Origin of the sequence: Nonomuraea sp. NPDC050643 (genome assembly GCF_040654715.1) — a bacterium.
Taxonomy (GTDB): domain Bacteria; phylum Actinomycetota; class Actinomycetes; order Streptosporangiales; family Streptosporangiaceae; genus Nonomuraea.
In genome coordinates, this window is the sequence record NZ_JBFAIM010000093.1 from 1 (window position 1) to 23,646 (window position 23,646).

A 23,646-nucleotide genomic window follows, 5' to 3' on the forward strand; every position below is an offset into this window, starting at 1 on the left:
GCGGCGTCCGCGAGACCGGCGCCGCCTTCCAGCGCGGCCACCGCCGGGGCGAGCGCGTCCACCAGGGTACGGTCGCCGACCTCGGCCTCCCCCACCCGCTGGATGGCGGCCAGCCCGGCGGCCGCCCCCCGCGCCCAGCCCGTCCGCGGGTCCTCGTCCAGGGCACGGGCCAGCTCGGTGAACAGCAGCCCGAACAGCGGGCCGCTGGTGCCGCCCACCTCGTCGAGGAACACCCGGCCCGCCACGTCGAACCCATGCCCGGCCGCCTCCGCGCCCTCCGTCGCGCCCTGTGCCGGGCCCTGTGCCGGGCCCTGTGCCGGGCCCTGTGCCGGGCCCTGTGCCGGGCCCTGTGCCGCGTCTGGTGCGGCGCCCGATGCCGCGTCCGGTGCGGCGTCCAGTTCCGTCAGGACGCGGCGCAGGCCGGCGCGCAGGTTGTCGCCGAAGTCGCCGTCGCCGCTGGCCTGGTCGAGACGGGTCAGCTCGCCGTGGGCGGCGTCCACGGCCTCGGCGTAGCGGCGCAGTGCGGGCGCGGTCATCGTGTCTCCTGGGCGTCGGTCGGCCGGCAGGCGGTCTCCGGGGACGGGAAAGCGGGCGTACGGGCCGGGGCGTGCCACCATTCGCGCCACCCCTCGTGCAGGCGGGTCAGCGTGAGCGAGAACCCGGCCATGTCCAGCGCGGGCACGTACGTCCCCACGAGCGACTCCCGCACGCCGAGCCCGCGCCCCTCGAGGTCGCCGGCCACCTGCTCGAAGATCCCGTACAGCTCGAGCTGGGTGGTCGCGCCGAGCCCGTTGACCAGGACCAGCAGGTCGCCGGGGCCGGGCGGCAGGCCGGCCAGGAGTTCGTCCACCATGCGCGGCAGCAGCTCGTCCAGGGGCGGCCGGGCGATGGTGGTGGCGGCGCGTTCGCCGTGGATGCCGACGCCGTACTCCAGCTCGTCCGGGCCCAGCTCGAAGGCCGGGCCGCCGGTGTGCGGGGAGGTCTGGGCGCGCGCGGCGACGGCCAGGCTGCGGGAGGCCGCGGCGACGGCGGCGCCCAGCCCGGCCAGCTCCTCCAGGCCCCGCCCCTCGTCGGCGGCGGCGCCGAGCAGCTTCTCCACCACGACGGTCGCCCCGGTGCCGCGCCGCCCGGTCGCGCTGTGGGCGTCGTCGGTGGCCAGGTCGTCGTCCACGAGGACGCGGCGTACCTCGACGCCCTCATGGCGCAGGCGCTCGGCGGCGATGCCGAAGTTGATGCGGTCGCCGGTGTAGTTCTTGACGATGTGCAGGACGCCCTCGGGCCCGGCGGCGGCCAGGCTGGCCTGCAGCACCTGCCGGTTGTGCGGGGAGGCGAACACCTGGCCGGGCGCGACCGCGTCGAGCATGCCGCGGCCGAGGAAGCCGGCGTGCAGCGGTTCGTGGCCGGAGCCGCCGCCGGAGACCAGGCCGACGACGCGGCGCGGGTCGCGTTCGCGGGCGCGCAGGTGGACGGGGTCCTCGCGCAGCTCCACCAGGCCGGCGTGGGCGCGGGCGAAGCCGCGCAGCGCCGGGGTGACCGCGTCGCCGGGGACGAACAGCGCGCTCATGCCGTCACCTCGCCCCTGTGCAGGCGGCTCGCCGCCAGGCTGGACAGGACGGCCACCCCGATCATGTACGCGACCAGCCACGTCCAGTGCCCGCCCGCCGCGGCCAGCAGCGCGGTGCCCGCCAGCGGCGCGAGGCCGCCCCCGAGTGTGGCCCCCACCTGCTGGGTGACCGACAGCCCGGTGTAGCGCACGTGGACCGGGTACAGGTTGGCGAACAGCGCGGCCTGCGCGCCGTACATGGCTCCGTGCCCCACCGCCAGGCCGAGCACCATCGCGATCGTGGTCAGCGCGAAGTCGCCGGTCTGCACCATGAGGAAGAACGGCACGGCCAGCACCGCCTGGAACACCGCACCCGCAATGTAGACGCGGCGCCGCCCGATCCGGTCCGACAGCGCGCCGAACAGCGGCAGCGTGAGGCACTCCACCAGGCAGGCGATCAGCACGGCCAGCAGCACGGGGCCGCGCGGCTGGCCCAGCTCGGTGGTGACGTAGGCGATGGCGACCACGTAGTAGACGTTGAACAGGCCGCTCTCGGCGATCTTGGCGAGGATGGACAGCACCACGTCGCCCGCGTGCCGCCCGAACAGCTCCTTGACCGGCACGGTGTGCACGTCGCGCTCGGCGCGCATCTTGACGAACTCCGGGCTCTCGCTCAGGTGCAGCCGGATGTAGAAGCCGACCGCGATGAGCACGATGCTCACCAGGAACGGCAGGCGCCAGGCCCACGCCTCGTATGTGCCCTCCGGCAGGAAGGTGTCGAGCAGGGTGACCAGGCCGACCGGCAGCAGCACGCCGGCCGGGGTGCCGATGTGCACCAGCGAGGTGGACAGGCCCTGCTTCTCGCGCGGGCTGTACTCCAGGGCCATGAGGACGCCGCCGCCGTACTCGCCGCCCATGCCGAGGCCCTGCACGAGCCGGATGAGCACCAGCAGCAGCGGCGCGGCGACGCCGATGGAGTCGTAGGAGGGGATCAGGCCGATGGCGAACGTGCCGGCGCCCATCATGAGCATCGTGATGATCAGGACGTTCTTGCGGCCCAGCTTGTCGCCGAAGTGCCCGAAGATCAGGCCGCCGAGGGGGCGGGCCAGGTAACCGACGAAGAACGTGGCGAACGCGGCCAGCGTGCCGACCAGCGGCGTCTCGGCGGGGAAGAAGACGTCGTTGAAGACGAGGGCGGCGGTGGTGGCGTACAGGGTGAAGTCGTAGTACTCCACGGTCGTGCCCAGGGCGCTGGCCCACACGACGCGTTTGAGCGGCGTGCGGCCGGGCGCCCGTGGTGGTGCGGCGTCGCTGATCGAGCTGTCCATCGGCTTCCCTTCTGGTAGTCTGATATATCAGACACTAGATTTAACAACACCGCAACATCAAGGACCTGGAGTCTTCATGCTGGATCTGCACGGGATGATCTCGACCGTCGTCACGCCGTTCGACGACGACGACCAGGTGGATCTCGAGCTGCTGCGCGCGGAGGTCAAATACCTGCTCGACGCGGGCGTGACCGCGATCTGCGCGTGCGGCAGCACCGGCGAGGGCCAGACCCTGTCGTTGGAGGAGAGCGTCGACATCTGCCGCACGGTGGTCGAGGAGGTCGCCGGGCGGGTGCCGGTGATCGCCGGCGTGATCCAGAACTCCACGGCCCAGGTGATCCGCTACTCCCTGGCGCTGAAGGAGGCGGGCGTGGACGCGCTGCAGATCACCCCCGTGCACTACGTCTTCTCCCCTTCGGCCGAGGAGACCGTCGCCTACTACCGGGAGATCGGCGAGCGGGTCGGGCTGCCGATCGTGCTCTACAACGTGGTGCCGTGGGCCCTGGTGCCGGTGGAGACGATCGAGCGGCTGGCCGAGGTGCCGCAGCTCGTCGCCGTCAAGCAGAGCGGCGGCGACATGCACCTGCTGGTCGACCTGCTGGCCCGGGTGCGCGACCGGTTCACGATCCTGGCCGCCCTCGACGACCTGCACTACCCGGCGTTCATGCTCGGCGCCCACGGCGCGCTGGCCGCCATCCCCACCGTCACCCCCCGGCTCAGCGTCGAGCTGTGGGACGCCGTCCAGGCCGGCGACCACGACCTCGCGCGGCGGCTGCACGAGCGCATCCTCACCGTGTGGCGGGCCATCGACGGCCCCAACCTGCCGGCCACGCTCAAGGCCGCGCTGCAGTTGCAGGGCCGCGACGGCGGGCGTCCGCGCAAGCCGTTCGCGCCCGCCGATCCCGCCGCCCGCGAGCGCATCGCCACGGCGCTGCGCGCGGCTAATCTGATCGCCTAGCCGTCACACATCCGCAAAGGGAGACATAGTGCCGCCTCTGACGAAGGGCTCGTCCCTGGTCGTGGAGTCGATCGCTGAGCAGCTCTACCGGATCCTCTGCGAAAGGATCACCGGTGGGACGTACGCGCCCGGATCCCGGCTCGACCCGCAGGCGGTCGCGACGGAGTTCGGCGTCTCACGCACTCCCGTACGCGAGGCACTGGCCCGCCTCGAACACGACCAGCTCATCGTGACGCGCCCCCGGTCGGGCACCTTCGTGGCCCGGCCGGGCGTCACCGACGTGCACGAGGTGTGCCAGCTCCGCAAGGGCATCGAGTGGGTCGCCACCGGGATCGCGGCCGGCTCGATGCCCCAAGAGCGGATCGCCGACCTGCGCGCGGAGGCGGTCGAGGCGCTGCGACAGGCCGAGCGGGGCGACTACGAGCCGTTCTTCGCCAGCGACAGCCGCCTGCACAACGAGATCGTCGCGGCCACCGGCAACGCCCGCCTGATCAGGGCGCGCTCCTCCACCGAGCCGTTCGTGCAGTGGCTGCGCGTGCTCGGCGCGACCGGGCCGCACCGCATCGCCGGATCCACCCGGCGCCACCTGGAGATCCTCGACGCCATGGCGGCCAGGGACGGCGCGACCGCCCAGCAGGCCGCGGCCGTGCACCTCGACGAGGTCGAGGAGTGGACGATCGCCGACATGGACTCCAAGGCCATCACCACCTGATCCCCCTCCGGCCCACTACAGCCCGCTGTAGTGCGCCCACCGGTCACGGCGGGCCACACTGGTCCCGTGCGTGAACGACTCCAGAACCTGTGGCGGGGCGGCCGCTACCTCCTGACCGGGTTACCCGCCGCGATGGCCACCCTGCTGGTCCCGCCGCTGCTGACGGCGGCGGCGCTGTCGACCGGGCTCGGCGGCCTCGGGCTCGTCCTGTTCCCCCGGGCGGTGGGCGGGCTGCGGTGGTGGGCCGAGTGGCATCGCCGCCGCGCCGCCGCGCTCCTGGACCGGCCGGTGTCCCCCCGGCCCCTGGACCTGGGAGAGGGGACGCTCGCGCGCTGGCGCCAGGCGCTCCGCGCCCCGCAGACCAGGCGTGACCTGCGCTGGACGCTCCGGAACATCGTGACGGGCATCCCGGCGGGACTGGCCGCGCTGGCCTGCCTCGGCATGCCGGTGTACGCCGTGCTCGCGGGCCCGCTGTGGTGGGTGTTCCCCGCCGACGCGCCGCTGCGGCTGCTGGGCGTCGTCCCGGTGACCGGGTGGGGCAGCGCGGTGGCCATGGTGGTCGTCCAGGGCGGGGGGTTCGCGGCGCTGGCGTACTGGGCGGTGCCCCGGCTCGCGGCCTTCCACGCCAACGCCTGCCTGGCCGCGCTCGAACCCTCCGAGCAGGACCGGCTGAGCGAGCGGGTCGGCGAGCTGACCGAGAGCCGCGCGGGTGTGCTGGACGCCCACGGCGCCGAACTGCGCCGCATCGAACGAGACCTGCACGACGGCACACAGGCCCGGCTGGTCGCCATCGCCATGCGGCTGGGGGTGGCCAGAGAATCGCTGCCCGACGACGCCGGCGCGCTGGCCGACCTGCTGCGGGAGGCCCACGAAGGCGCCGAGGAGGCCATGACGGAGCTGCGGGACGTGATCCGTACCATGTATCCGCCGATCCTCGCCGACCGGGGGCTGCCCGGCGCGCTGTCCGCGCTCACCGCCCGCGCCGGCGTGCCCGCCTCGCTCGATCTCGGCGAGCTCGGCCGCCTGCCCGCCGCGGCCGAGGCCGCCGCCTACTTCATCGTGGCCGAATCGCTCACCAACGCCGCCAAGCACAGCGGCGCCACCGAAGTACGCGTACGGATCACCCGCGACGGCGGCAGGCTGCTGGTCGAGGTCACCGACGACGGGATCGGCGGCGTCGACGAGAGCCGCGGCACCGGCGTCATCGGCATCCGGCGCCGGGTCGCCGCCCTCGACGGAATCATGATCGTCACCAGCCCGCCCGGCGGCCCGACCTCCGTATCGGTGGAGCTGCCGTGCGCGTCGTGATCGCGGAGGACAACGTCCTGCTCTCCGCCGGGCTCGAACTCCTCCTCGGCACCAAGGGCATCGACGTCGCCGCCGTCGTCATCGACCATCCCGGCCTGGTCGAGGCCGTGGACCGGCACCGGCCCGACGCGCTGATCGTCGACGTCCGGCTGCCGCCGTCCTTCCGCGACGAGGGCATCCGGGCCGCGCTGGAGATCCGGCGCGCGCATCCGGGGCTGCCGGTGCTCGTGCTGTCGCAGTACGTCGAGAAGGTCTACGCGCGCGAGCTGCTCTCCGACGGCCGGGGCGGCGTCGGCTACCTGCTCAAAGACCGGGTGAGCCGGGTCAGCGAGTTCGTCGACGGCCTGCGCCGGGTGGCCGCGGGCGGCACCGTCATGGACCCCGAAGTCATCGCCCAGCTCCTGGCCGGCGGCGGCACCCACGCGGTCGACGCGCTCACGGCGCGCGAGCGGGAGGTGCTCACGCTGATGGCCCAGGGCATGGGCAACAACGACATCGGCCAGCGGCTGTTCATCACCGACAACGCCGTGCACAAGCACGTTGGCAACATCTTCTCCAAGCTCGGCCTGCCACCCGCCGAAGGCGGCCACCGCCGGGTGCTCGCCGTACTCGCCTACCTGGACAGCACCTGACCCACCACACCCTGTTCGGGTACGACGACCGTCACGGGCTGTCTGGCACGGCAGCCGTCACAGACCGTCTCATTCGGCGACCGTCCCGGGCGGCTCGTGCGGCGGCCGTCATGGGCCGTCTCGCACGGCGACCGTCACAGGCTGTCGAGGAACTCCTGGACGGCGGTCGCGAAGGCGGCGGGGGCGTCGTCGTGCGCCCAGTGCCCTGCTCCGGGTAGTTCGCGCAGGACCGTGCCCGGCCGGCGCGCGGCCATCTCCCTGGCCATGGTGGTGGGCAGGACGAAGCTGTCCAGGCCGTGCACGAGCAGGGCCGGGCAGGTGGAGGCGAGCCAGCCTGGCCACCAGTCGCCGACGAGGGCCTGCTGGGAGGCCATCATGTCGTCGTAGTCGAACAGCAGGCCCCAGCCGTCGGGATGCTCGACCGCGCTCTCCAGGAAGTAGCTCGCGTCGGGGACGCCACGGGCCTCGATGGCTCGGCGCAGCTCGTGCAGAGTGGCGGCGCGGCGGGGCCAGCCGCTTACGTCGAGGACGGGGTGCGGTATCTCGGGCCGCCGGTTGAGCGCGCCGCCCTCCTCCACGATCAGCGCGCGGACCAGGTCGGGGTGGCGGGCGGCGAGCAGGTACGCGGTCACCCCGCCCATGGAGTGGCCGAGCACCACCACGGGACCCACGCCGAGCCCGCGCAGGAACGCGGCGGCGTCGGCCACGTAGGCGTCCTGGCTGAAGTCGCCGTCACCGCGCTCGCTGTGACCGTGCCCGCGTTGTTCGAGGGCGATCACTCGGTGATCGGGGGCCAGGGCGGCGGCGAGCGGCGCGAACGCGCGAGCCCGGCCGAAGTGGCCGTGCAACGCCAGGACCGTCGTGCCCGACGTGCCTGTCGTGCCCGACGTGGTGGTGTGGCGGGAGTCGAGCCAGGCCAGGCGCAGGCCGCGCACGGTCGCGAAACTCTCGGTCATGGTGGTCACGGGTGTCCTTCCCGGGGCGCAGGTCACCGCCGTGCAGGGTCAGCTGGGAGAGTTAGCATAACGACTGTCATGTAAACGGAGCAAAACAGTCGTCATGGGAATAGGCTCACCTGCGGGAACGGCCCGGCAGGCGGGCTCGTCCGAGAAGGGGGGACGACGTGGCCAGGCCCCGCGATCCGCAGCGCCGTACCGAACTGCTCGACGCGATCGTCGACTACCTGGCCGAGCACGGCATCGCCCAGCTCTCCCTGCGCCCCCTGGCCAAGGCCCTCGGCCACAGCACGTACGTGCTCACCCACCACTTCGCCGGCAAGGACGAGCTGATCAGCGCCGTGCTCGCCCACCTCGACCAACGCCAGAAAACCCGCCTACGCACCCTGCCCGACACCAGCACCGCGACCGGGACCGCGACGGGGAGCAGTCTCGGCGACGTCGTACGCGCCTCATGGGCCTGGCACATCAACGAGGACCTGCCCATGGTCAGGCTGCTGCACGAGATCGAGGGCCTGTCGGCCGCCGGCCGCCTCACCGGCCCGTACGTGCCCAGAATGCTCGGCGACCGCGCCGGCTTCGTCGCCGGCGTGCTGCGCGCCCACGGCGTGCCCGAAGAGGTCGCGCTACGCAACGCCACCCTGCTCAACGCCGCCTACGCGGGCCTGCAGATCGACTATCTGACCACCGGCGACACCGACCGCGTCGAAGCGGCCCTCAACGCCCTGGCCGACCTGGCCGACACCTGGACCCGCTGACGCCGCCATTTTCACGGTAACCGCGCGGGCGCCGGAAAACATCGGCTCACAGACGGATGTCGTCCGGCCGCTCCTTTCCTAGTCTGTCTGCCTGACCAGGTCCCGGCATCATCCGGAGGCACGATGGAACACCTGCGACACAAAGTCGCCGTCATCACCGGCGCCGCCAGCGGCATCGGCCGCGGCATGGCCGAGACGTTCGCCGAGGCGGGCATGCGCGTGGTGCTCAGCGACGTCGAGGAGCCCGCCCTGCACGCCACCACGGCCACCCTGCGCGACAGCGGCGCCGACGTCCACGCCGTGGCCGCCGACGTGTCACAGGCCGGCGACGTCACCGCGCTCGCCGAGGCCGCACTCGGTGCCTACGGCGCCGTCCACGTGCTGTGCAACAACGCGGGCGTCCACACCGGCAGCCGGCCGAGCTGGGACAGCACCCTCGACGACTGGGCCTGGATCCTCGGCGTCAACCTCATGGGCGTCGTCCACGGCATCCGTACCTTCCTGCCCATCATGATCGAGCAGGACGAGGACGCCCACATCGTCAACACCGCCTCCCTGGCCGGCCTCATGACCGGTGGCTCCCTCTACGGCGTCACCAAGGCGGGCGTGCTCACGCTGTCGGAGACCGTACAGCTCGAACTCGTCGACGGCGGGCTCAAACCCCGCGTCTCCGTCCTGTGCCCCGGCCTCGTCGACACCAACATCGCCGACTCCCACCGCAACCGCCCCGCCCGCTTCCCCGACGCCGGCCCGTTCCCCGCCGACTGGGACTTCGACGCCGCCCGCAAGGCCTTCGAACTCGGCGCCAGCCCACGGACCATCGGCGGGCACGTGCTCCAAGCCATCCGCGAACAACGCTTCTACGTCCTGACCCACCACGACTTCGACGACCACATCCGGCACCGCACGACCCAGTTCCTCAACGGCGACAACCCCACCCGGCTCCCCTTCACGGGCGGCTGACCGTTTCACGGGCGGCTGACCGTCAACCACAGCCGCAGCAGATGCCGCCGCCGCTCCGGATCATCCTCGTAAGCGGTACGGCTGTGCAGCACCACGTGGTTGTTCAGGAACTGCATGTCCCCCTCTCGTAAATCCATGGTCAGCACGAACCGCGCGTCGTTCGTCAGCCGATCGAGCAACTCCATCGCCTCCCGCTGCGCCGCGCTCAACGGCGGCACCACGGCTCCGCGCTGCGCCGAGCGAATGTAGTCGGGCCCGTACGCCACCGACACCCCGCCACCCTCCCTCCGCACACAGATCGGCTTGGTGTAGAAGCTGTCCGGCTCGTCACCGGTGCGCCGATCGTGCCACCACGGCTCATACAGCACCTCCAGCAAGTCGGGACGCGTACGTGCGACCTCGTTGTGCACCGCCACCGAGCTGACGATGGCACTCAGGCCACCCGACTTCGCCGGGCGTACACAGAGCAAGGCCACCACGTCCGTCGGATCACTGTGGTAGCCGAGCCGCCCGCTGTGCTCGTAACTGCGGGTCCGGGCCTGCGCGGGGTCGGCGCCCGTGTCACGCACGTGCATCACCGGCGCGCCCGCCATCTGCGCAACGATCCCGCCGACATGACAGCCGAGCCCGAGCGCCGCGATCTCACGCTCCCGCTCACTCATCTCCTCGACCGGCACCCCTTGGAGCAGCACAAACCCGCGCCCGCCCACGAGCTCCTCCCGAACCTGACGCAGCACGGGCCCCAACGTCGGCAACCAATACCCCTCCCACAAGCCCTCCGCCGCCCCATCCCCCGCCCTCTCATCCCCTCCCGCCTTCAACCCCGCCAACCCAACCCCCACCGCCTTCGACCTCGCCGCCTCAGCACCCGGCAACTCAGCACCCGGCAACTCAGTCGCTGGCAACCCAGCCGCTGGCAACCCAACCCTCACCGTCCCAAGGTCCCCCGCCGCTACCGACCCTGACTCCCGCACCGCCACCGCTCGTACGGCCTCCAGCACCTCGCGCCGATGCCCCTCCCCCAACCGCACCTTCCAGCCGTCGTCGCCACGAACATCGGCCGCCAGCCACTCCCCCGACCCCACCACCCGAGCATCCGCCGACCACTCCCCCGCCGCCCCCGCATCCGGCTTCCGCTCCCCCACCGCCCCTGCGTCCGCCCGCCGCTCACCTAATCCCGCAACCGCAGCATCGGCCCACCACTCACGCGACCCCGCCGCCTCAGCGTCCGCCATCACGCCACCGCCCCTCGTCTCGGTCGGCCTCCTCTCACCCACCCTCCCGTGCCCCGCCACCCACCGCACCCCGTCATCGCCCACGGCGGAACACCTTCACCCACAGCAGAAACCCACCGTGCTACCGAGGCCGCAGCCGGCGCGCCACCTCAAGCCAGGCCGTGACATCAGCGGCCCCGAAATGACGAATCGCCCAATCAACCAGCCGCAGGCTCATATGCGCCCAGCAGACCAATGCCACCGACTCCTTCACCTCCACCGGCTCCATCACGTCCGCCGAACTCCCCACCTCCGCTGAAACCACCGACTCCGGAACCTCCACCTGCAGCTCCGGCGCACGCCTCGCCAGATCGAAGCGCAGCGTGCACAGGTCGAAGTCCGCGTTCCCCCGCCCAGCGCCATCCCAGTCGATCACCCCGCTGACCCGCCCCTCGGCGTCCACCAGCACGTTCTCCGGATGGAAGTCGGAGTGCACCAGATCATCACCCTCGAGCGTGTCGGGAAAGGCCCGGCCGATCTCCTCCACCTCACCGAGCAACCGCCGCGTACGCCCGTCATAGTCACGCAGCGAACCATGAAGGCAGAAGCCCGGCCCGTCCTCACGCAGGTACAGCCGCAACGCCGGCAGATCCGTACGCCCCGCCAACAGCCCACGGCACCGCCGGTTGATCTCCACCATCGACTCGACCGTCACCGCCGACGGCTGCCGCGCCACGACACCGGGAAGCAGCTCCTGCACCACGATCGGCGTACGCACCAGCTCGTACGCCGGCGCCGGAATGCCCGCCTCCCGGGCCACCGCCAGCAACTCACGCACGTCCGGCCCCCGAGTCAGCACCGACCGGCGCCCATCCGGCCAGCGCACGTACGCCGCCCCGACCTGCCCCCCAGGGCAAGGCCCCTCATAGACCAACGGCACCGGCAACTCACGCAGATGCTGCTGCACGTCGAGCCGTGGCACAGGAGGAAGCGTCAAGGTAACTCCACATCAGGGGTTCTCGCGCGCGCCGCGCATACCGGATTCTCTCCTCCGGCGCCTTTACAAAGTAGATTCCTAAGGCGTACGAATCAACCGCATCAGCCGCCTCGCCTCCAGTATCAGCCTGCTGGAACCCTTCCGCGCCGCGATCACCGCCGCACAGGGCAACTCACCCCGAGCACCCGCGATTCTGGCCGCCCGCGCCCCCGCCGCCACCAGATCCGCCACCCCGGCACGCGGCCGCTCCCCTTCCTCCGGTAACAGCCCCGGCAACGCCTGTACGATCACCGCCCACACCGCCTCCTGCGCCCCGGCCTGCGTGGCGTCGTCCAGCGCCGAGACCACTCGGTGCAACTTCACCAGTTCCCTGCCGGCCAGCGTCGCCACCGCCTCACCCAACTCCCGCACCGGCACCTCACCCCGAACCGCCAGCGTGAGAAAGGCATCGGTGGCAGCGGCCCGATCGGCGGCGCTCGCATGCCCCATCCCGCAGGCCAGGGCGTAAGCCATCCCGTACCCGAGCGGCCCGTCACCGTGCGCCAGCCCGGCCAGAACCTGTGCGGAATGGCTGCCGGAGTCGAGGGTGTCGAGCAACTGCCCGGCCAGGTGCGCGGCCACGATCTCGCGGTGAGCGGGCATGACGAGCGGCCACCAGGCCAGGTCGTACGCATAACAGGGCCCGATCTCGAAGAACCCCCGAACCACCTCACCCACGTCATCACCGAACCCGCCATCGCCGATGGGCAGAGCACCACTCTTCACCCCACCCCCCAACACCCCGCCACGTCTCATCCCATCAGCGCACACGTCTCCACCAGCCCCACCACCGCCCTGCACACCCTCACCACGCACCGCGCCGCCGCTCTGCACACCCTCACCATGAACGCCACCGCCACGCACGACGCCCCCACGCACGACGCCACCCTGCGCCCCCTCAGCCCTCCTCCCATCGCGTCGCATCCCATCAGCGCACAAACCACCGCCCTGCACACCATCGCCGCGCACACCTTCACCCCGCGCAGTGTCATCCCCGGGGTCGCTGCCGATGTCACTGCGGAGGTCACCGCGGAGGTCACTGCGGCTGAGCCCTTCATCGCTGGGCTCGTTGAGCTCGATGTGCATGCGTCGCCGCGAACAGCCCGCAGGATCACGGTGGCGGTGCCAGGAGACGGTCACGTTCGGGTCGGGTGGCCCTCCACCTCGCATCCACGCCGCGCACGTACGCCCCGCCGCCGAGGTCAGCCGTCGCGCCCGCTCGGCGTCCATCTCCGAGAACGTACGTGGCAGCCGCAACAGGGCCTGTGCCAGGTCGGCGGGCAGGGCCTCCACTCCGGCGGTCTCCAGGTGTTCGAGGCGGTCGAGCAGTGTGGCCGGGTCGAGGTGGCCGGTGCCCATCGTGGGGGTGGCCAGAAGGACCGGGTAGCCGGTGCCGTCCTCGAACGGCGTCACCAGTTCCCTGGCCCGGCGAACGTAGAGCCTGTCCAGCGGTCCCATCGCCGTCGGATGCCGCGTTCGCCTGCCGCTCGAAAGGCGTCTGCTGACGTCAGGCGAGGCGAAGGCCAGGAAGGCCCGATGGACCACTTCGGGGAGCCCCTCATGGAGCACTTGCCGGTAATCGCCGTAGACGTCCGGCTCGAACCGCTGGGCGTGCAGAGCCTCGCGAAGAGTGTCAGGGTCCCGGTACGACCATTCGGCCAGGCCCGCGAGGAGGCGTTCGAAGGTGTGCACGTCGAGTGGCCAGGTGAAGGCGGCGAGTTCGCGTACCAGTTCCTCGGGTGAGGCGATGGGCGGTGGCATTCGCGGGACGTTCACGGCTGCCGGCGGCGCTGCCACGGGAGGCTCCGCTGCCGCGATGCCACCTCCGTACGCGGCCGAGACCTTCTCCAGCAGGTCACCGTGCAGTTCCGGGGCCGCATTCCGTACGGCGTCATGCCCGGCCTGCCCCGCTCCGGGGGCCAGCTTGACGGCCAGCCGGACCGCCCGCTCTTGCAGCGCCAACGTGTCCTGCGTGAACAACGTGGACACGGCCTCCAGCACCACATCCGTACGGCCCGCGTCACGCAGTACGGCGTCGCCCGCCCACGACAGGGCCGCCCGCAGCAGCTTCTTCTCCGGCCGGTAGACCAGCGCCCCCAGCGCCTCGGCGAACAGCTCTTCCTCCAGCCGCCCCGCCTCCTCCAGCCGCCGCAACTGCGCCAACGCCAGATCGACCACCGCGACCGGCCCGGCGGGCAGCAGCCTGGTGTAGTGCCTGGCCCGTGCGGCGGACTCGTCGATGTCGAGGTCGAGCCGATCGTGCAGACCCACGAACGGCACCGGCGCCGACGGCCCATCACGCAGCAGCCGCCCAACGACCCCGTCGATGGTGGCCGTGCGCTCGATCAGCCCATCATCGACGAGCCGCATGATCGCCTCGACCGCCTGCCAGAGGTCGCTCTCGTCCAAGCCGTCGATCTCGAAAATGCGCCGCTTGTACGCCATGAAAAGCGGATCGCCCGCAGCCGTGCCCGGACGCAGCGCCCGCAGCCAGCCCGCCATGAACGCCTGACCGTCCGGCGGCTCAATGCCCGTCTCCCGTACGAGCTGAGCCACCAACCCCCAATACCGCACCTCCGGCAACCGCAACCGCCCGGCCATCCGACGAGCCACGTCCTCCTGCCACACCACCGGCCGCCGACGCAACAACCCAAGCAGGCACCCGAGAGCCCCATCGCCGTCGCCGTGGCCGTGAATAGCGCGAGGACCAACGCCATACCCGACCTCATGTCCAGCACCGTGAGCGCTGGCGGAGGCGCTGAGAGGAGCACCATTGGCCGCACCGCCGGGAGCACCGTAGGCAGCACTACTGGGAGCACTACTGGCCGCGCCGCCGGGTGCGCCGTCGGGCCCGCCACTGAGAACGCTGATCAGGCCGTTGCCCAGGTCGCCGTCGAAGACGTTGTCGCGCCGGAATTCGCGCCTGAACAGCCATGTCGTCACCGCCGCCGCGCCACCCAGGCAGACCGCGCCCGCCATCAGCAGCGGCGGCACCTGCGTGCGCCACTCCCACCAGCTCGTGCTGGGCTCGGTCCGGGTGACGTATCGGGGTAGTTCCGCCGCGATCTTCTTCCGGTCGGTCGTGTCCAGTTCGGTGACGAAGCGGATCGTGCCCGCCGTGTCGCCGGCTCTGACGTGTTTGAGCAGGTCATCCCACGCGCTCACCCCTGTATCTCCTGATGGAGACGGCGCGCTTCCTGGACGAACCGGCTGGATCCGGTGCGAGCGGCCACTTCGGCCAGGCCTGGGATGACGGCTCGGGCCCCGGTGTGGGTGGCGGTCTTGACTCCCAGGGCGAGCAGATCCGAGAGCCCTGTGCGGGGTTTCTCGCCGGGCTCGCGAAGCAGGCCGGGAAGCAGGCCGGGAAGCATGGCCTCGATGGCGGACCACACGTGACGGTGCGCACCTGCGTGGGTGGCTTCGGCGAGCGAGGTGGTGATGCGGGCGAGCGGGAACAGGTCTGCCGTGATCAGCGCCGTCGCGGCCCGGCCCAGCTCGGTGGCGGGCAGGCGGTCGCGGGCGGCCAGGGTCAGCAGGGCTTCCACGGCCTGCAAACGGTCGTCGGGCTTCTTGAAGGCCAGCGCGCAGGCGAGCGCGTGGGCGGCGGCCGGTCCGTGCCGTCCGTCGGCTTGGGCCATCCCGGTCAGGGCGGTGACATAGCCGCGCGCCTCGTCCATCTCCGTGATCAGGGCGGAGAGCATGAGAGCGGCTTGGACCTCGGCATGAGAAGGCAACGTCCAGGCCCACCACTCCGCGAGCTGCAGACTCCCTTCCCGCCCGGTCACGTTCAGCACACCGGGCGCGTATCCACCCAGAACCGACCGGCCCTCACTTCCGGTCCCGCGAACTCCGGCCCCACCATGGCTCGGTACCGCAGCACCGGCTCCTCGCGCGGTGTCCAGTTCGCCCTGCTCACGCACAAGATCGCTGCCACCGATTCCCGCACCGCCCGCTCCGGCGGCGGCCTCTCTCGCATCCGTCTCTCGCCCCTTGGCCTCGCCACCGGAACGAGCCGCCCCGGACTCCGGCGTGACGATCTCGCCATCGAGAACGGCAGAGCCACCCAGATCCCCATCGACCGGCTCCTCCCAGGAAGGCGCACCGGCTCCGAGCGACCACGGCCCGGGCATGTCGGCCGAGGTCGTCGCGCGGGGGCGTCGGGCCTGGGAGGCGGGGCGGTTGCCGAGCCAGCCGTAGGGGCCTCCCCAGGACGGCATGGCGACGTCGGCGATCTCGCATCGGCCCACCGGCTGCGGCAGCCCGCCTCGTTCGAGCCATCCCGCCAGCGTCCGGCCCGCCGCGGAGGTCAGCCCCCGCGCGCGGGCGGCCACCTCCGGGTCGATGCGCTCGGGGAGGCGTAGCAGTGCCTGTTCGAAGTCGGCGGCAAGGGGGGCGGCGCCGGCGGCCTCCAGGCGTTCCATCCTGGAGACGAGCACCGACGGATCGACGTGGCCGCTGGAGTGCGTCGGCGTGGCCAGCAGCACGGGGATGGCAAGGCCCTGCCGGAACATCAGCGCCACCTCGTGCAGCCGTCGCAGCACCAGCCCCTGCACGCCGACCGGCGCGGTGTCCCTGAAGGGGTCGCCGGTGTAGGAGGCCGGGCTGATGATCGCGGCCGCCGCGCCGAACAGCAGGTCTCTGGGCCGTGTGTACGCCCCCCACGGATAGCCGTTCGGCCAGGCCGTCTTCATCCAGGCGGTCACCGCCTCCGGCTCGCGGCAGGCGTGCTCCACCAGCCCCGCCAGCACGCGCTCGACGTGCTCGGGCTCATCCGCCCGGCCCCACGTGCCCAGCTCCGCCAGCACGGCCGCCACCCCGGCGAGCGGCGTGATGGGACGCGGCGGCGGTGGGGGCGCGGGCAGGGCGGGCGCCTCCTCCGGCGGCTGCTCCCCCACCTCCCCGTACGCCGCCACGACCCGCTCCCGCAACGCCCCGGGAAGCCCGGCGGCGGCCTCTCGCACCGCCTCGGCCCCGGCCGGAATGGCGGCCGGGGCGAGTTTGACGGCCAGCTTCACCGCCCGCTCCAGCACCGCGTGATCGTCCTGCCCGAACGCGGCGGCCAGCGCCGGATGGCACTCGGCGGCCCGGTCGGACCCGGCCTTGGCGATCCAGGCCAGCCCCTTCTTCACCAGCGTCTTCTCCGCCCGGAACGCCAGCGCGCCGGCCGCCTCGCCGAACAGCTCGTCGCTCAGCCGGCCCGCCGAGTCGGCGCGCTCGATCTCGTCGGCCGCCAGCCGGGCCACCGCGCCCGGCAGCACCGGCAGCAGCCGGACCAGGTCGCGGACGGCGATCTCGGCGGGCTCGGTGCCGAGCAGGCGGTAGAGCTGGGCGGCGGGTCGCAGCTCCCGCTCGTCACCGCCGGCGATGAACCGGGAGACACAGGCGTCCAGGAGGACACGGCGCTCGATCCGCCCACGGGCGGCCAGCTCGCACAGGATGCCGGGCCAGGGCTGGCGCTCGTCCCAGCGCAGGGCCACCTCCACCCGCTGCGCGGCCAGCAGCCGAGGCACCATGACGTCGAGCAGCGGGTCGGCGGCCAGCGCGGTGGCCCACTCGGCGGGCTCGATCTTCCCGGGGCGCAGGCGGCCGTTCCACGCCCACACCCAGCCGAGCACGAACGCGTCATTGCCGGGCGGGTCGATGCCGGTCTCCGCGACCAGCCCGGCGGCCAGGTGCCAGCCGGGCTCGCCCAGGACCTTGGTGGAGCCGGACTCGCCGGTCGAGCGCAGGCGTTCGACGAGGCGGCGGGCCAGGTCGGCCCGCCATGCCGGCTCGCGTGCGCGCAGCACGGTGAGCAGGAGCTCGGCGTCGGTCTCGTGACCGCGCCACAGACGCAGGTCGCGCCGGTTGAGCCAGGCGGCGACCTCCGCCGCGCCGCCGAAGCAGGCCGCGCCCGCCAGGCGCAGCGGCTCGATCTGGCGGCCGAGGGTGTCCCAGGACCGGCGTGCGCGGGCGGCGGCCCGCACGTGTTCGGGCAGCCGCGCCGCGACCGCTCTGCGCCCCGGCTCGTCCAGCCTGAGCAGGAACGCCGCCATCCCGGCCACGGGACCGGACCTGACCCGCCGGAGAGTCTCCTCCCAGGGGTCGGTAGAAGATCGGGCGCTCGCGTGCGCCGCCACCACGTCAACCATGGCCGGGACCCTAGCGAGCGCCTCCGACAATTCCCGATCATGAGGATGTCTCAGAATGTGATACGATCAATAGGTCATGAAGAGTCATGACATTCCGCCGGCCCGCGCAGTCCTCGCCGACGACCCTGACAGCCTGGCCGCCCGCTTCGTCGCCGCCATGAACGCAGGCATGAACGCCGCCGTGAACACCTCCGCGAACGCCGCCGTGAACACGGGTACGAACGCGGGCGACACCGCCGCCGACACGGGCGAGCCGCACACCTTCGACCACGTCTACGAAGACGGTGCCGTCCTGGTGCCCGTACCGGGTCATCCCGTCACCGGCGCCGCCCGGGTGGCCGCCAACCGGCATCTGCAGAGCTTCGGCCTGCCGATCGAGGCCCGCCCCCGCCACGTGTACGTCTCCGGCGACATCGCCCTGCTCATCGTCGACTGGTCGATGCGCGGCACGGCCCGCGACGGCACCGAGATCGACCTGAGCGGCACCGCCACCGACGTCGCCAGGCGCGGCGCGGACGGCCGATGGCGTTACGTCATCGACAACCCTCACGGAACCGCCACACCACCGCAGATGCCAAGAAACCCATTGGCGCGGCGCGCGGATCCCGGCTCCGGGCCACGCGGGTGACGGCCGTCGAACAGCCGGAGGACCGGACGAGCTCACCTGAGCGGTACGTCGCCCGCGCCCGAACGCAATGCCGGAAGCGAAGTGTCGGTCGCGTCCACTACGGTCGCTTGACATGATCATCAGTGGATGCCAGGTCGTGCTGGCCGGGCGGTTCAGCCGGATGTCGAAGGACGAGGCCCAGCGCGCCCTGGAGGCGCTGGGCGCGAAGGTGACCGCGTCGGTCTCGGCGAAGACCGACCTGGTCTTCGCCGGCGCGAAGTCGGGGGCCAAGGCGGGTCCTGCGGCGGTGCGGGGCGTTCCGATCCTCGACGAGGACGCGCTGGTGGCCGTGCTCGACGGCCGGGAGCCCGGCACCGCGCCGCCGTCCCCGCCGTTCACCGGCGTCCCGGATGAGGGGATGGGGCCCGGTGAGGCGCTCGATCGCCTCAAGAACGCCGACTGGGCCGCGTTCTCCCCCGAGCGCGACACCGTACCGCTGCGGGAGGCCCTTCAGGCTCTGGAGCGCGGCCACGGCGTCATCGCCGCGCATCGCCTCGCGACCGCCCGGCTCCGCGACGCGGGCGCGCTGCTGCGCCACTCCGACGTGCACCGCGGCGAGCTGAACGGCCACGCGCTCAGCCCGGACGGCCGCCACCTCGCGGTCGGTGGCGGGACCGGCGACGACTACGACCGGGGCGGCGTCCTGCAGATCTTCGAGGTGGCCACCGGCCGCTGCGTCCACGCGATCGACGGCATCATGGGCGGCGTCGGCTTCGGCGACTACACCCGCAGCCTCCAGTGGTCGGCGGACGGCAGGCGGATCGCGCTGGAGTACAACACCAACGCGACCGGCGTCTGGGACGTGTTCGGCACCGCCTGCGAGCCGGTCGCCGACGCGTTCTTCCTGGCCTCCGGCCGGCCGCTGGGCATGGCGTTCGCGCCCGAGGGCAGGCGCGCGTTCGTGTACGGAGGCGGGTCGGAGCTCCTGCGCAACGTCATCGTGGCGATGCACGAGGGGTCGGTCACCGGACCGCCGGACGGCCTTCCGGAGGGTACGAACCCGATCGAGTTCAGCGGGCCGCTGCCGGCCGGGTTCCAGGAGACCTGGGGCGAGGAGCCCGGGCTCATTCTCGACCGGGCGTTCTGGTCGCGCGACGGCTCCCGGATCTACGGGGAGGCGGTGGACGAGTACGCGGCGATCTCGCTCGATGTGGCGACACGGCGGATCTCCTGGATCCTGGGCCTGGAGGAGGACCAGGACGCGGCCGCGCCCGAGTGGAGCCTGGACGAGCGCCTCCTGGCGCATCAACGCGACGGCAGGCTCGTCATCGCCGACGCGCTGACGGGCGAGACGACGTCGGAGCTGCCGGGCTACCCGGGCGCCGACCTCCTGTCCTGGGGACCGGGCGGCCGGCTGGCGGTCGTGGACCCGGCGGCCGGGACCGTCGGCATCGTCGACGCGACGGCCGGCGAGCACCGCTACGACCTGACCGTCCAGGCCGGCACCTCCAACCCGCGCGGCTGGGACGCACGGGCGTGGGCCTGGTCGCCGGACGGCGAGCGGGCCGCCTGCGTCACCGCCGAAGGTCGGATCGAGATCTGGTCGCTCGGTGACCGCCCCGAACGGCTGCGCGTCCTCGACGGCGTCAGGCGCTCCACCGGTCAGACGGAGTACGGCTTCGGCCTGGAATGGCCCGCGAACGACGTGCTGATCGCGATCGGCCCGCACGCGGTGCGCTTCCTGCGCCCCGGGACGGGCGAGATCGTGGCCGACCACCCCTTCCACCACGCCCCGGCCGTACGCCGCCCGCTCTTCCTCACCGGCCGCGACCTCGGCGACCGGCTGCGGATCGACCCGACGTTCGCGCTGGACGATGACACCTGGGCGGTGGCGTTCGAGGACGGCACGGTCATCGCGCGGCCCGGCCGGGACGACGATCTCGACGAGCGGCTCTGCTGGTCCGTCGCCCGCCGGTTCGCCTGGCCGTGGCGCTGGGGCGAGCGGACGATCTTCCCCGATCCGGCTCACGCGGGAGCGGGTGTGGGTGCGGCCTCGCCGGAGATCGAGCGGCTGCTGGCGCCGTTCCGGGGGCGGGGCAGCACGGCGGAGGCGGCGGGAACGTGGCCGCCGCCCGACACGGCCACCGTCACCGACCTGATCACGGTGGTCCGGGGCACGCTCACCGAACTGACCATCGAGGACCCCGACGTCGAAGGCGAGTGGATCGCCACCACGCTCCACCAGCTCGCGATGATCCACGCCCGGCGGGGTGACGCCGCCGAGGCCCGTGAGCTGGCCCTCGCGATCCCGGAACACCTGCGACGCCCCAGGCACCTCGCCCGGATCGCGCTCACGCTCGGCGCCGCCGGCTTCGACGCCGCGGCCGCCGCCGTCATCGCCGAGGTCGAGGACCCGCCCGCGGACGTGAGCGGCGCAAGAAATGTGGGAGGGGAGATGGCCGCCGACATGGCGGCGCTCGCCGGGGCCTGCGCGGTCCTGGGGCGGCGTGAACGCTCCGAGCGGTGGTTCGCCGCCGCGCGCCGGGCCGCCGACGCCGACCGTTCGGCATGGGCGCTCCGCCTGCCGCTGGTCTGGGCGCTCATGGAGTGCGGCCAGGAGCGGGAGGCCCGCGCCGTGCTGGACGCGGGCGTGGGCGCCCCGACCTGGCGCGCCGGCGTGCCCTGGCTGGTCTGCCTGCTCAGGCGGGGTGAGACCGAGCTGGTGCGCGAGCTGCTCGGGGAACGCAGCGAGCCGAACCGGTCGCACTCGTACGGCGTGCGCTGGTTCGACGACTGGTCGGCGGCCCGCGCGCTGACCGTCTACGGGCAGCCGGACCTGCTGCGGCTGTGGGCCGACACCAACGGGGGTTCGATACGAGACCACCTGCCGCAGGCCGAACGGATCGCGGCCGAGGGGCCGCCCACCGGCCCGGACCCCGGCCAACTGGCCGAACTCACCGCCCTGCACGCCGAGCTCGCGAAACTCCCCAAGGCGGCGAAGCGGCGCCAGCACGCGACCGTGGCCCAGAGGGCGGCGGAGTGCGGCCACATCAGCGCCGTGCTCGACCTGCTGCCCGGGACGAGCGACGTCAAGCAGTACGGGCTCGACAGCAACACGCGCACCTGGGTCGCGCTCAGCGCTTTGCGGACCATCGCGATCGGCGTGGACGTCGACGTGTGGTGACCAACCACCACAGCCCCGGACACCGCACTGCCTGGGTCCGCGTCTGGGTCCGGGTCCGCGTCCGGGGTCCGGGTCCCGATCCGGGTCCACGTCCGGGGAAGCGTCATTGAGGGGAGGCGGTCGCCATCGGGCCGGCCGGTCTCAGGGCCTCCTCGACGATGCGGACCGCCTCCCCCGGGCCGACGCCGAGGCCGGCGGCGACATCGCCGGGCGCCGGCGGATCAGCGCCTGCGCCAGTAGCCGCAGAACATGATGTGCTCCTTCGGCACGCCGTTGCGGACCCAGTGGCGGCGCAGGGCGGCGGGCAGCGCGGACTCGCCCACCACCCAGCCGTAGCACGGCTCGGAGGGAAGGGGCAGTTCCAGGGCGGCGGCCAGGACGCGGGCGCCGGGCGCGGCGGCGTGGTCGTCGCGGGCGAGCCAGGTGACCTCCATCCCCTCGGGCGCGTCGAGCGGCAGGCGGTCCTCCGGGGAGGGGATCTCGATGAGCGCGTGGCCCTCGGCGTCCGGCGGCAGGCAGGACAGGATGCCGGAGAGCGCGGGCAGGCCGCTCTCGTCGGCGGCCAGCACGACCCGCCGCGTCCCGGGCGGCGGGTTGAAGCCGATGCCCTCGTCGATGATCGCCACGCTGTCGCCGGGCTCGCAGGTCTCGGCCCAGGTGGCGGCGGGGCCGGCCGTGCCGTCGGCGGCCGAGCCGTGCAGGACGAAGTCCACGTCGATCTCCGGGCCCTCGGCCCGGTACGCGCGTACCGAGTAGTTGCGCAGCACCGGTCGGGAGGTCTTGGAGATCGTCAGGTATTTGGCGTAGCTGAGGGTGGTGAGCCTGGGCGGCAGGCGGGAGAGCGAGTCCGCCGAGACGGGCAGGAAGAGGCGGAACCACTGGTCGTACCCCATGGGGACGAACCGTTCGATGTCGCCGCCCCCGAGGGTGACGCGGGCGAAGTGCGGGGACAGGCGTTCGCGGCGGAGCACGTTGAGGATGAGCAGTTCGGAGGTGTGCGGCTTGACGCGGGTGGAGGCGAGGTTGCCTCTGGTCATAGGGGGCTCCTAGAGGCTCCAGAAGACGAGGAAGGCTTCCAGATTAGGTTAGCCTTACCTTATCTTGACGCAAGCCCGTGTCCCGGCGTCGTGACCGGCTCCTTTCTGCTGTGGACGACCCTGCTGCCTGACCGGAGGTCGTGAATGACACTCGAATCCCCCGCCACTCCCCTGGTGGAGCCCGCGGACGCGCCCGGCAGGTGCCGGGTGACGTTCCTGTGGCGGGCCAGGGACGCCGCCGAGCAGGCGGTGGTGCTGATCAACACGGTGACCGACCGCGACCGGCACGCCGGCGACATCGGGGGCCACGTGATGACCCGCCTGCCCGGGTCCGACGTCCTGCGCCTCACCTACGAGCTCGACGCCGACCTGCGCGCCGGCTACCAGATCCTGCCCTGCACCGAGCTGCCCGGCACCGACCGGGAGTCCTGGCTGAAGGTCCTGCGCACCGCCGTCCCCGACCCGGGCAACCCCGAGACCGTGCCGGGCGTGCACGGCCGTCACCCGTCCTCGCTCCTGGAGCTGCCGCAGGCGCCGCCGCAGCCGTACCGGGACCGCCGGCCCGGCGTCCCCCAGGGGCAGGTGCTCGAGACGTGGGTGGCCGGCCGCCGCGTGTGGGTCTACCTGCCGCCCGGACACGGTACGGGGCCGTACCCGAGCGTGGTCCTGCTGGACGGCGAGGTGTGGGCCGGGCGGATCGCCACCACCATGGACAACCTCATCGCCGACGGCCGCATCCCGCCCGCCGTCGTCCTCATGCCCGACTCCGTGGACCGGCCCACCCGGCGCAAGGAGATGGCCTGCCACGACCCGTTCGTCCGCCACCTCGCCCACGACCTGCTGCCCTGGGCCGAACACGAATGGCAGGTCACCACCGACCCCGGCCTGACCGTGCTCGCCGGGCAGGGCTTCGGCGGCCTCACCGCCTCCTGCGCCGCCTTCCTGGCCCCCGGCCGCTTCGGCAACGTCCTGTCCCAATCCGGGGCGTACCGGTGGAGCGATGACGACCCCGAATGGCTGACCCGGCAGTACGCGCGGGCCACCCGCCTGCCGGTCCGCTTCCACGTCGAGGTCGGCGCGCTGGAGTGGACGCTGCTGGAGGAGAACCGCCGCTTCGCCGAGACCCTCGCCGCCAAGGGGTACGAGGTGAGCTTCACCGAGTACAACGGCGGCCACGACCCCGCCTGCTGGCTCGGCGGCCTCGCCGACGGCCTGGGGACGCTCGCGGCGGGCTGGCTGTGAGCGTCCGGACGCCCGTCGCCGCGGGCCCGGCCGTGGC

General features: G+C 72.6%; 18 protein-coding genes. 9 read left to right on the top strand and 9 right to left on the bottom strand.

Going from position 1 to position 23,646, the window contains the following annotated elements:
• The 3 genes from AB0I15_RS60305 to AB0I15_RS60315 all read right to left on the bottom strand — a co-directional run.
• On the bottom strand, positions 1-536 hold a 536-nt coding region (locus tag AB0I15_RS60305), incomplete at its 3' end, for a DAK2 domain-containing protein (RefSeq protein WP_358118334.1).
• A complete protein-coding gene (locus AB0I15_RS60310; RefSeq protein ID WP_358118336.1) occupies positions 533-1,564 on the bottom strand; it encodes a dihydroxyacetone kinase subunit DhaK in 1,032 nt (343 codons plus the stop codon). The genes AB0I15_RS60305 and AB0I15_RS60310, both read right to left, overlap by 4 nt.
• Entirely contained in the window at positions 1,561-2,871 is a 1,311-nt protein-coding gene (locus AB0I15_RS60315; protein WP_358118338.1) for an MFS transporter, read from the bottom strand. Before AB0I15_RS60315 ends, AB0I15_RS60310 begins: the two co-directional genes overlap by 4 nt.
• A gap of 76 nt (positions 2,872-2,947) precedes the next feature.
• Between AB0I15_RS60315 and AB0I15_RS60320 the strand changes: the two genes are divergently transcribed.
• From AB0I15_RS60320 to AB0I15_RS60335, 4 genes are all read left to right on the top strand, one after another.
• Complete coding sequence (locus AB0I15_RS60320; RefSeq protein WP_358118340.1) at positions 2,948-3,829, top strand: dihydrodipicolinate synthase family protein; 882 nt, start codon at positions 2,948-2,950, stop codon at positions 3,827-3,829.
• Between the two features lie 28 nt (positions 3,830-3,857).
• On the top strand, positions 3,858-4,541 hold the full coding sequence (locus AB0I15_RS60325) for a GntR family transcriptional regulator (protein ID WP_358118342.1): 684 nt from the start codon (positions 3,858-3,860) through the stop codon (positions 4,539-4,541).
• 66 nt (positions 4,542-4,607) lie between these two features.
• On the top strand, positions 4,608-5,849 hold the full coding sequence (locus tag AB0I15_RS60330; RefSeq protein ID WP_358118343.1) for a sensor histidine kinase: 1,242 nt from the start codon (positions 4,608-4,610) through the stop codon (positions 5,847-5,849).
• Positions 5,837-6,481, top strand: a complete 645-nt coding sequence (locus AB0I15_RS60335) for a response regulator transcription factor (RefSeq protein ID WP_358118345.1) — start codon at positions 5,837-5,839, stop codon at positions 6,479-6,481. The genes AB0I15_RS60330 and AB0I15_RS60335 overlap by 13 nt, the downstream gene beginning before the upstream one ends.
• Before the next feature lie 134 nt (positions 6,482-6,615).
• On the opposite strand, the gene AB0I15_RS60340 is transcribed toward AB0I15_RS60335, so the two are convergent.
• Positions 6,616-7,437 (bottom strand): alpha/beta hydrolase, encoded by an 822-nt coding sequence (locus AB0I15_RS60340; protein ID WP_358118391.1) that lies wholly within the window; start codon positions 7,435-7,437, stop codon positions 6,616-6,618.
• Between the two features lie 167 nt (positions 7,438-7,604).
• Here AB0I15_RS60340 and AB0I15_RS60345 point away from each other — a divergent pair, with 167 nt between their 5' ends.
• Positions 7,605-8,195, top strand: coding sequence for a TetR/AcrR family transcriptional regulator (locus AB0I15_RS60345; protein WP_358118347.1), 591 nt, complete (start codon positions 7,605-7,607; stop codon positions 8,193-8,195).
• A 123-nt stretch (positions 8,196-8,318) separates the two neighbouring features.
• On the top strand, positions 8,319-9,158 hold the full coding sequence (locus AB0I15_RS60350) for an SDR family NAD(P)-dependent oxidoreductase (protein ID WP_358118348.1): 840 nt from the start codon (positions 8,319-8,321) through the stop codon (positions 9,156-9,158).
• A gap of 5 nt (positions 9,159-9,163) precedes the next feature.
• Here AB0I15_RS60350 and AB0I15_RS60355 read toward each other — a convergent pair whose 3' ends face one another.
• From AB0I15_RS60355 to AB0I15_RS60370, 4 genes are all read right to left on the bottom strand, one after another.
• Positions 9,164-10,393 carry a TauD/TfdA family dioxygenase gene (locus tag AB0I15_RS60355; protein ID WP_358118350.1) on the bottom strand — a complete coding sequence of 410 codons (1,230 nt, stop codon included), beginning with the start codon at positions 10,391-10,393 and terminating at the stop codon, positions 9,164-9,166.
• A gap of 121 nt (positions 10,394-10,514) precedes the next feature.
• On the bottom strand, positions 10,515-11,354 hold the full coding sequence (locus AB0I15_RS60360; protein WP_358118352.1) for an aminoglycoside phosphotransferase family protein: 840 nt from the start codon (positions 11,352-11,354) through the stop codon (positions 10,515-10,517).
• Between the two features lie 93 nt (positions 11,355-11,447).
• Positions 11,448-14,573: a DUF6493 family protein gene (locus tag AB0I15_RS60365; RefSeq protein WP_358118354.1), complete on the bottom strand. Its 3,126-nt coding sequence runs from the start codon at positions 14,571-14,573 to the stop codon at positions 11,448-11,450.
• Complete coding sequence (locus tag AB0I15_RS60370) at positions 14,570-17,539, bottom strand: DUF6493 family protein (protein WP_358118355.1); 2,970 nt, start codon at positions 17,537-17,539, stop codon at positions 14,570-14,572. The genes AB0I15_RS60365 and AB0I15_RS60370 overlap by 4 nt, the downstream gene beginning before the upstream one ends.
• Positions 17,540-17,615: 76 nt before the next feature.
• On the opposite strand from AB0I15_RS60370, the gene AB0I15_RS60375 reads away from it, so the two are divergent.
• The gene (locus tag AB0I15_RS60375) at positions 17,616-18,167 is read left to right on the top strand and encodes a DUF4440 domain-containing protein (protein WP_358118357.1); all 552 of its coding nucleotides are present in this window, start codon (positions 17,616-17,618) and stop codon (positions 18,165-18,167) included.
• Positions 18,168-18,279: 112 nt separating this feature from the next.
• Positions 18,280-21,330, top strand: a complete 3,051-nt coding sequence (locus AB0I15_RS60380) for a BRCT domain-containing protein (RefSeq protein WP_358118359.1) — start codon at positions 18,280-18,282, stop codon at positions 21,328-21,330.
• A gap of 221 nt (positions 21,331-21,551) precedes the next feature.
• Here the strand turns inward: AB0I15_RS60380 and AB0I15_RS60385 are convergent, their stop codons facing one another.
• Positions 21,552-22,367, bottom strand: a complete 816-nt coding sequence (locus tag AB0I15_RS60385; RefSeq protein ID WP_358118361.1) for a siderophore-interacting protein — start codon at positions 22,365-22,367, stop codon at positions 21,552-21,554.
• A 144-nt stretch (positions 22,368-22,511) separates the two neighbouring features.
• Here AB0I15_RS60385 and fes point away from each other — a divergent pair, with 144 nt between their 5' ends.
• Complete coding sequence (gene fes / locus AB0I15_RS60390) at positions 22,512-23,609, top strand: enterochelin esterase (RefSeq protein WP_358118362.1); 1,098 nt, start codon at positions 22,512-22,514, stop codon at positions 23,607-23,609.
• Positions 23,610-23,646: the final 37 nt, after the last annotated feature.

What these genes read in the sequence shown, in the direction of transcription:
- AB0I15_RS60320 (WP_358118340.1), top strand. Translation starts at nt 2,948, where the DNA reads ATGCTGGATCTGCACGGGATGATCTCGACCGTCGTCACGCCGTTCGAC.
- AB0I15_RS60355 (WP_358118350.1), bottom strand. Translation starts at nt 10,393, where the DNA reads ATGGCGGACGCTGAGGCGGCGGGGTCGCGTGAGTGGTGGGCCGATGCT.
- AB0I15_RS60380 (WP_358118359.1), top strand. Translation starts at nt 18,280, where the DNA reads ATGATCATCAGTGGATGCCAGGTCGTGCTGGCCGGGCGGTTCAGCCGG.
- AB0I15_RS60310 (WP_358118336.1), bottom strand. Translation starts at nt 1,564, where the DNA reads ATGAGCGCGCTGTTCGTCCCCGGCGACGCGGTCACCCCGGCGCTGCGC.
- AB0I15_RS60340 (WP_358118391.1), bottom strand. Translation starts at nt 7,437, where the DNA reads ATGACCGAGAGTTTCGCGACCGTGCGCGGCCTGCGCCTGGCCTGGCTC.
- AB0I15_RS60385 (WP_358118361.1), bottom strand. Translation starts at nt 22,367, where the DNA reads ATGACCAGAGGCAACCTCGCCTCCACCCGCGTCAAGCCGCACACCTCC.
- AB0I15_RS60370 (WP_358118355.1), bottom strand. Translation starts at nt 17,539, where the DNA reads ATGGTTGACGTGGTGGCGGCGCACGCGAGCGCCCGATCTTCTACCGAC.
- AB0I15_RS60350 (WP_358118348.1), top strand. Translation starts at nt 8,319, where the DNA reads ATGGAACACCTGCGACACAAAGTCGCCGTCATCACCGGCGCCGCCAGC.
- AB0I15_RS60315 (WP_358118338.1), bottom strand. Translation starts at nt 2,871, where the DNA reads ATGGACAGCTCGATCAGCGACGCCGCACCACCACGGGCGCCCGGCCGC.
- fes (WP_358118362.1), top strand. Translation starts at nt 22,512, where the DNA reads ATGACACTCGAATCCCCCGCCACTCCCCTGGTGGAGCCCGCGGACGCG.
- AB0I15_RS60375 (WP_358118357.1), top strand. Translation starts at nt 17,616, where the DNA reads ATGAAGAGTCATGACATTCCGCCGGCCCGCGCAGTCCTCGCCGACGAC.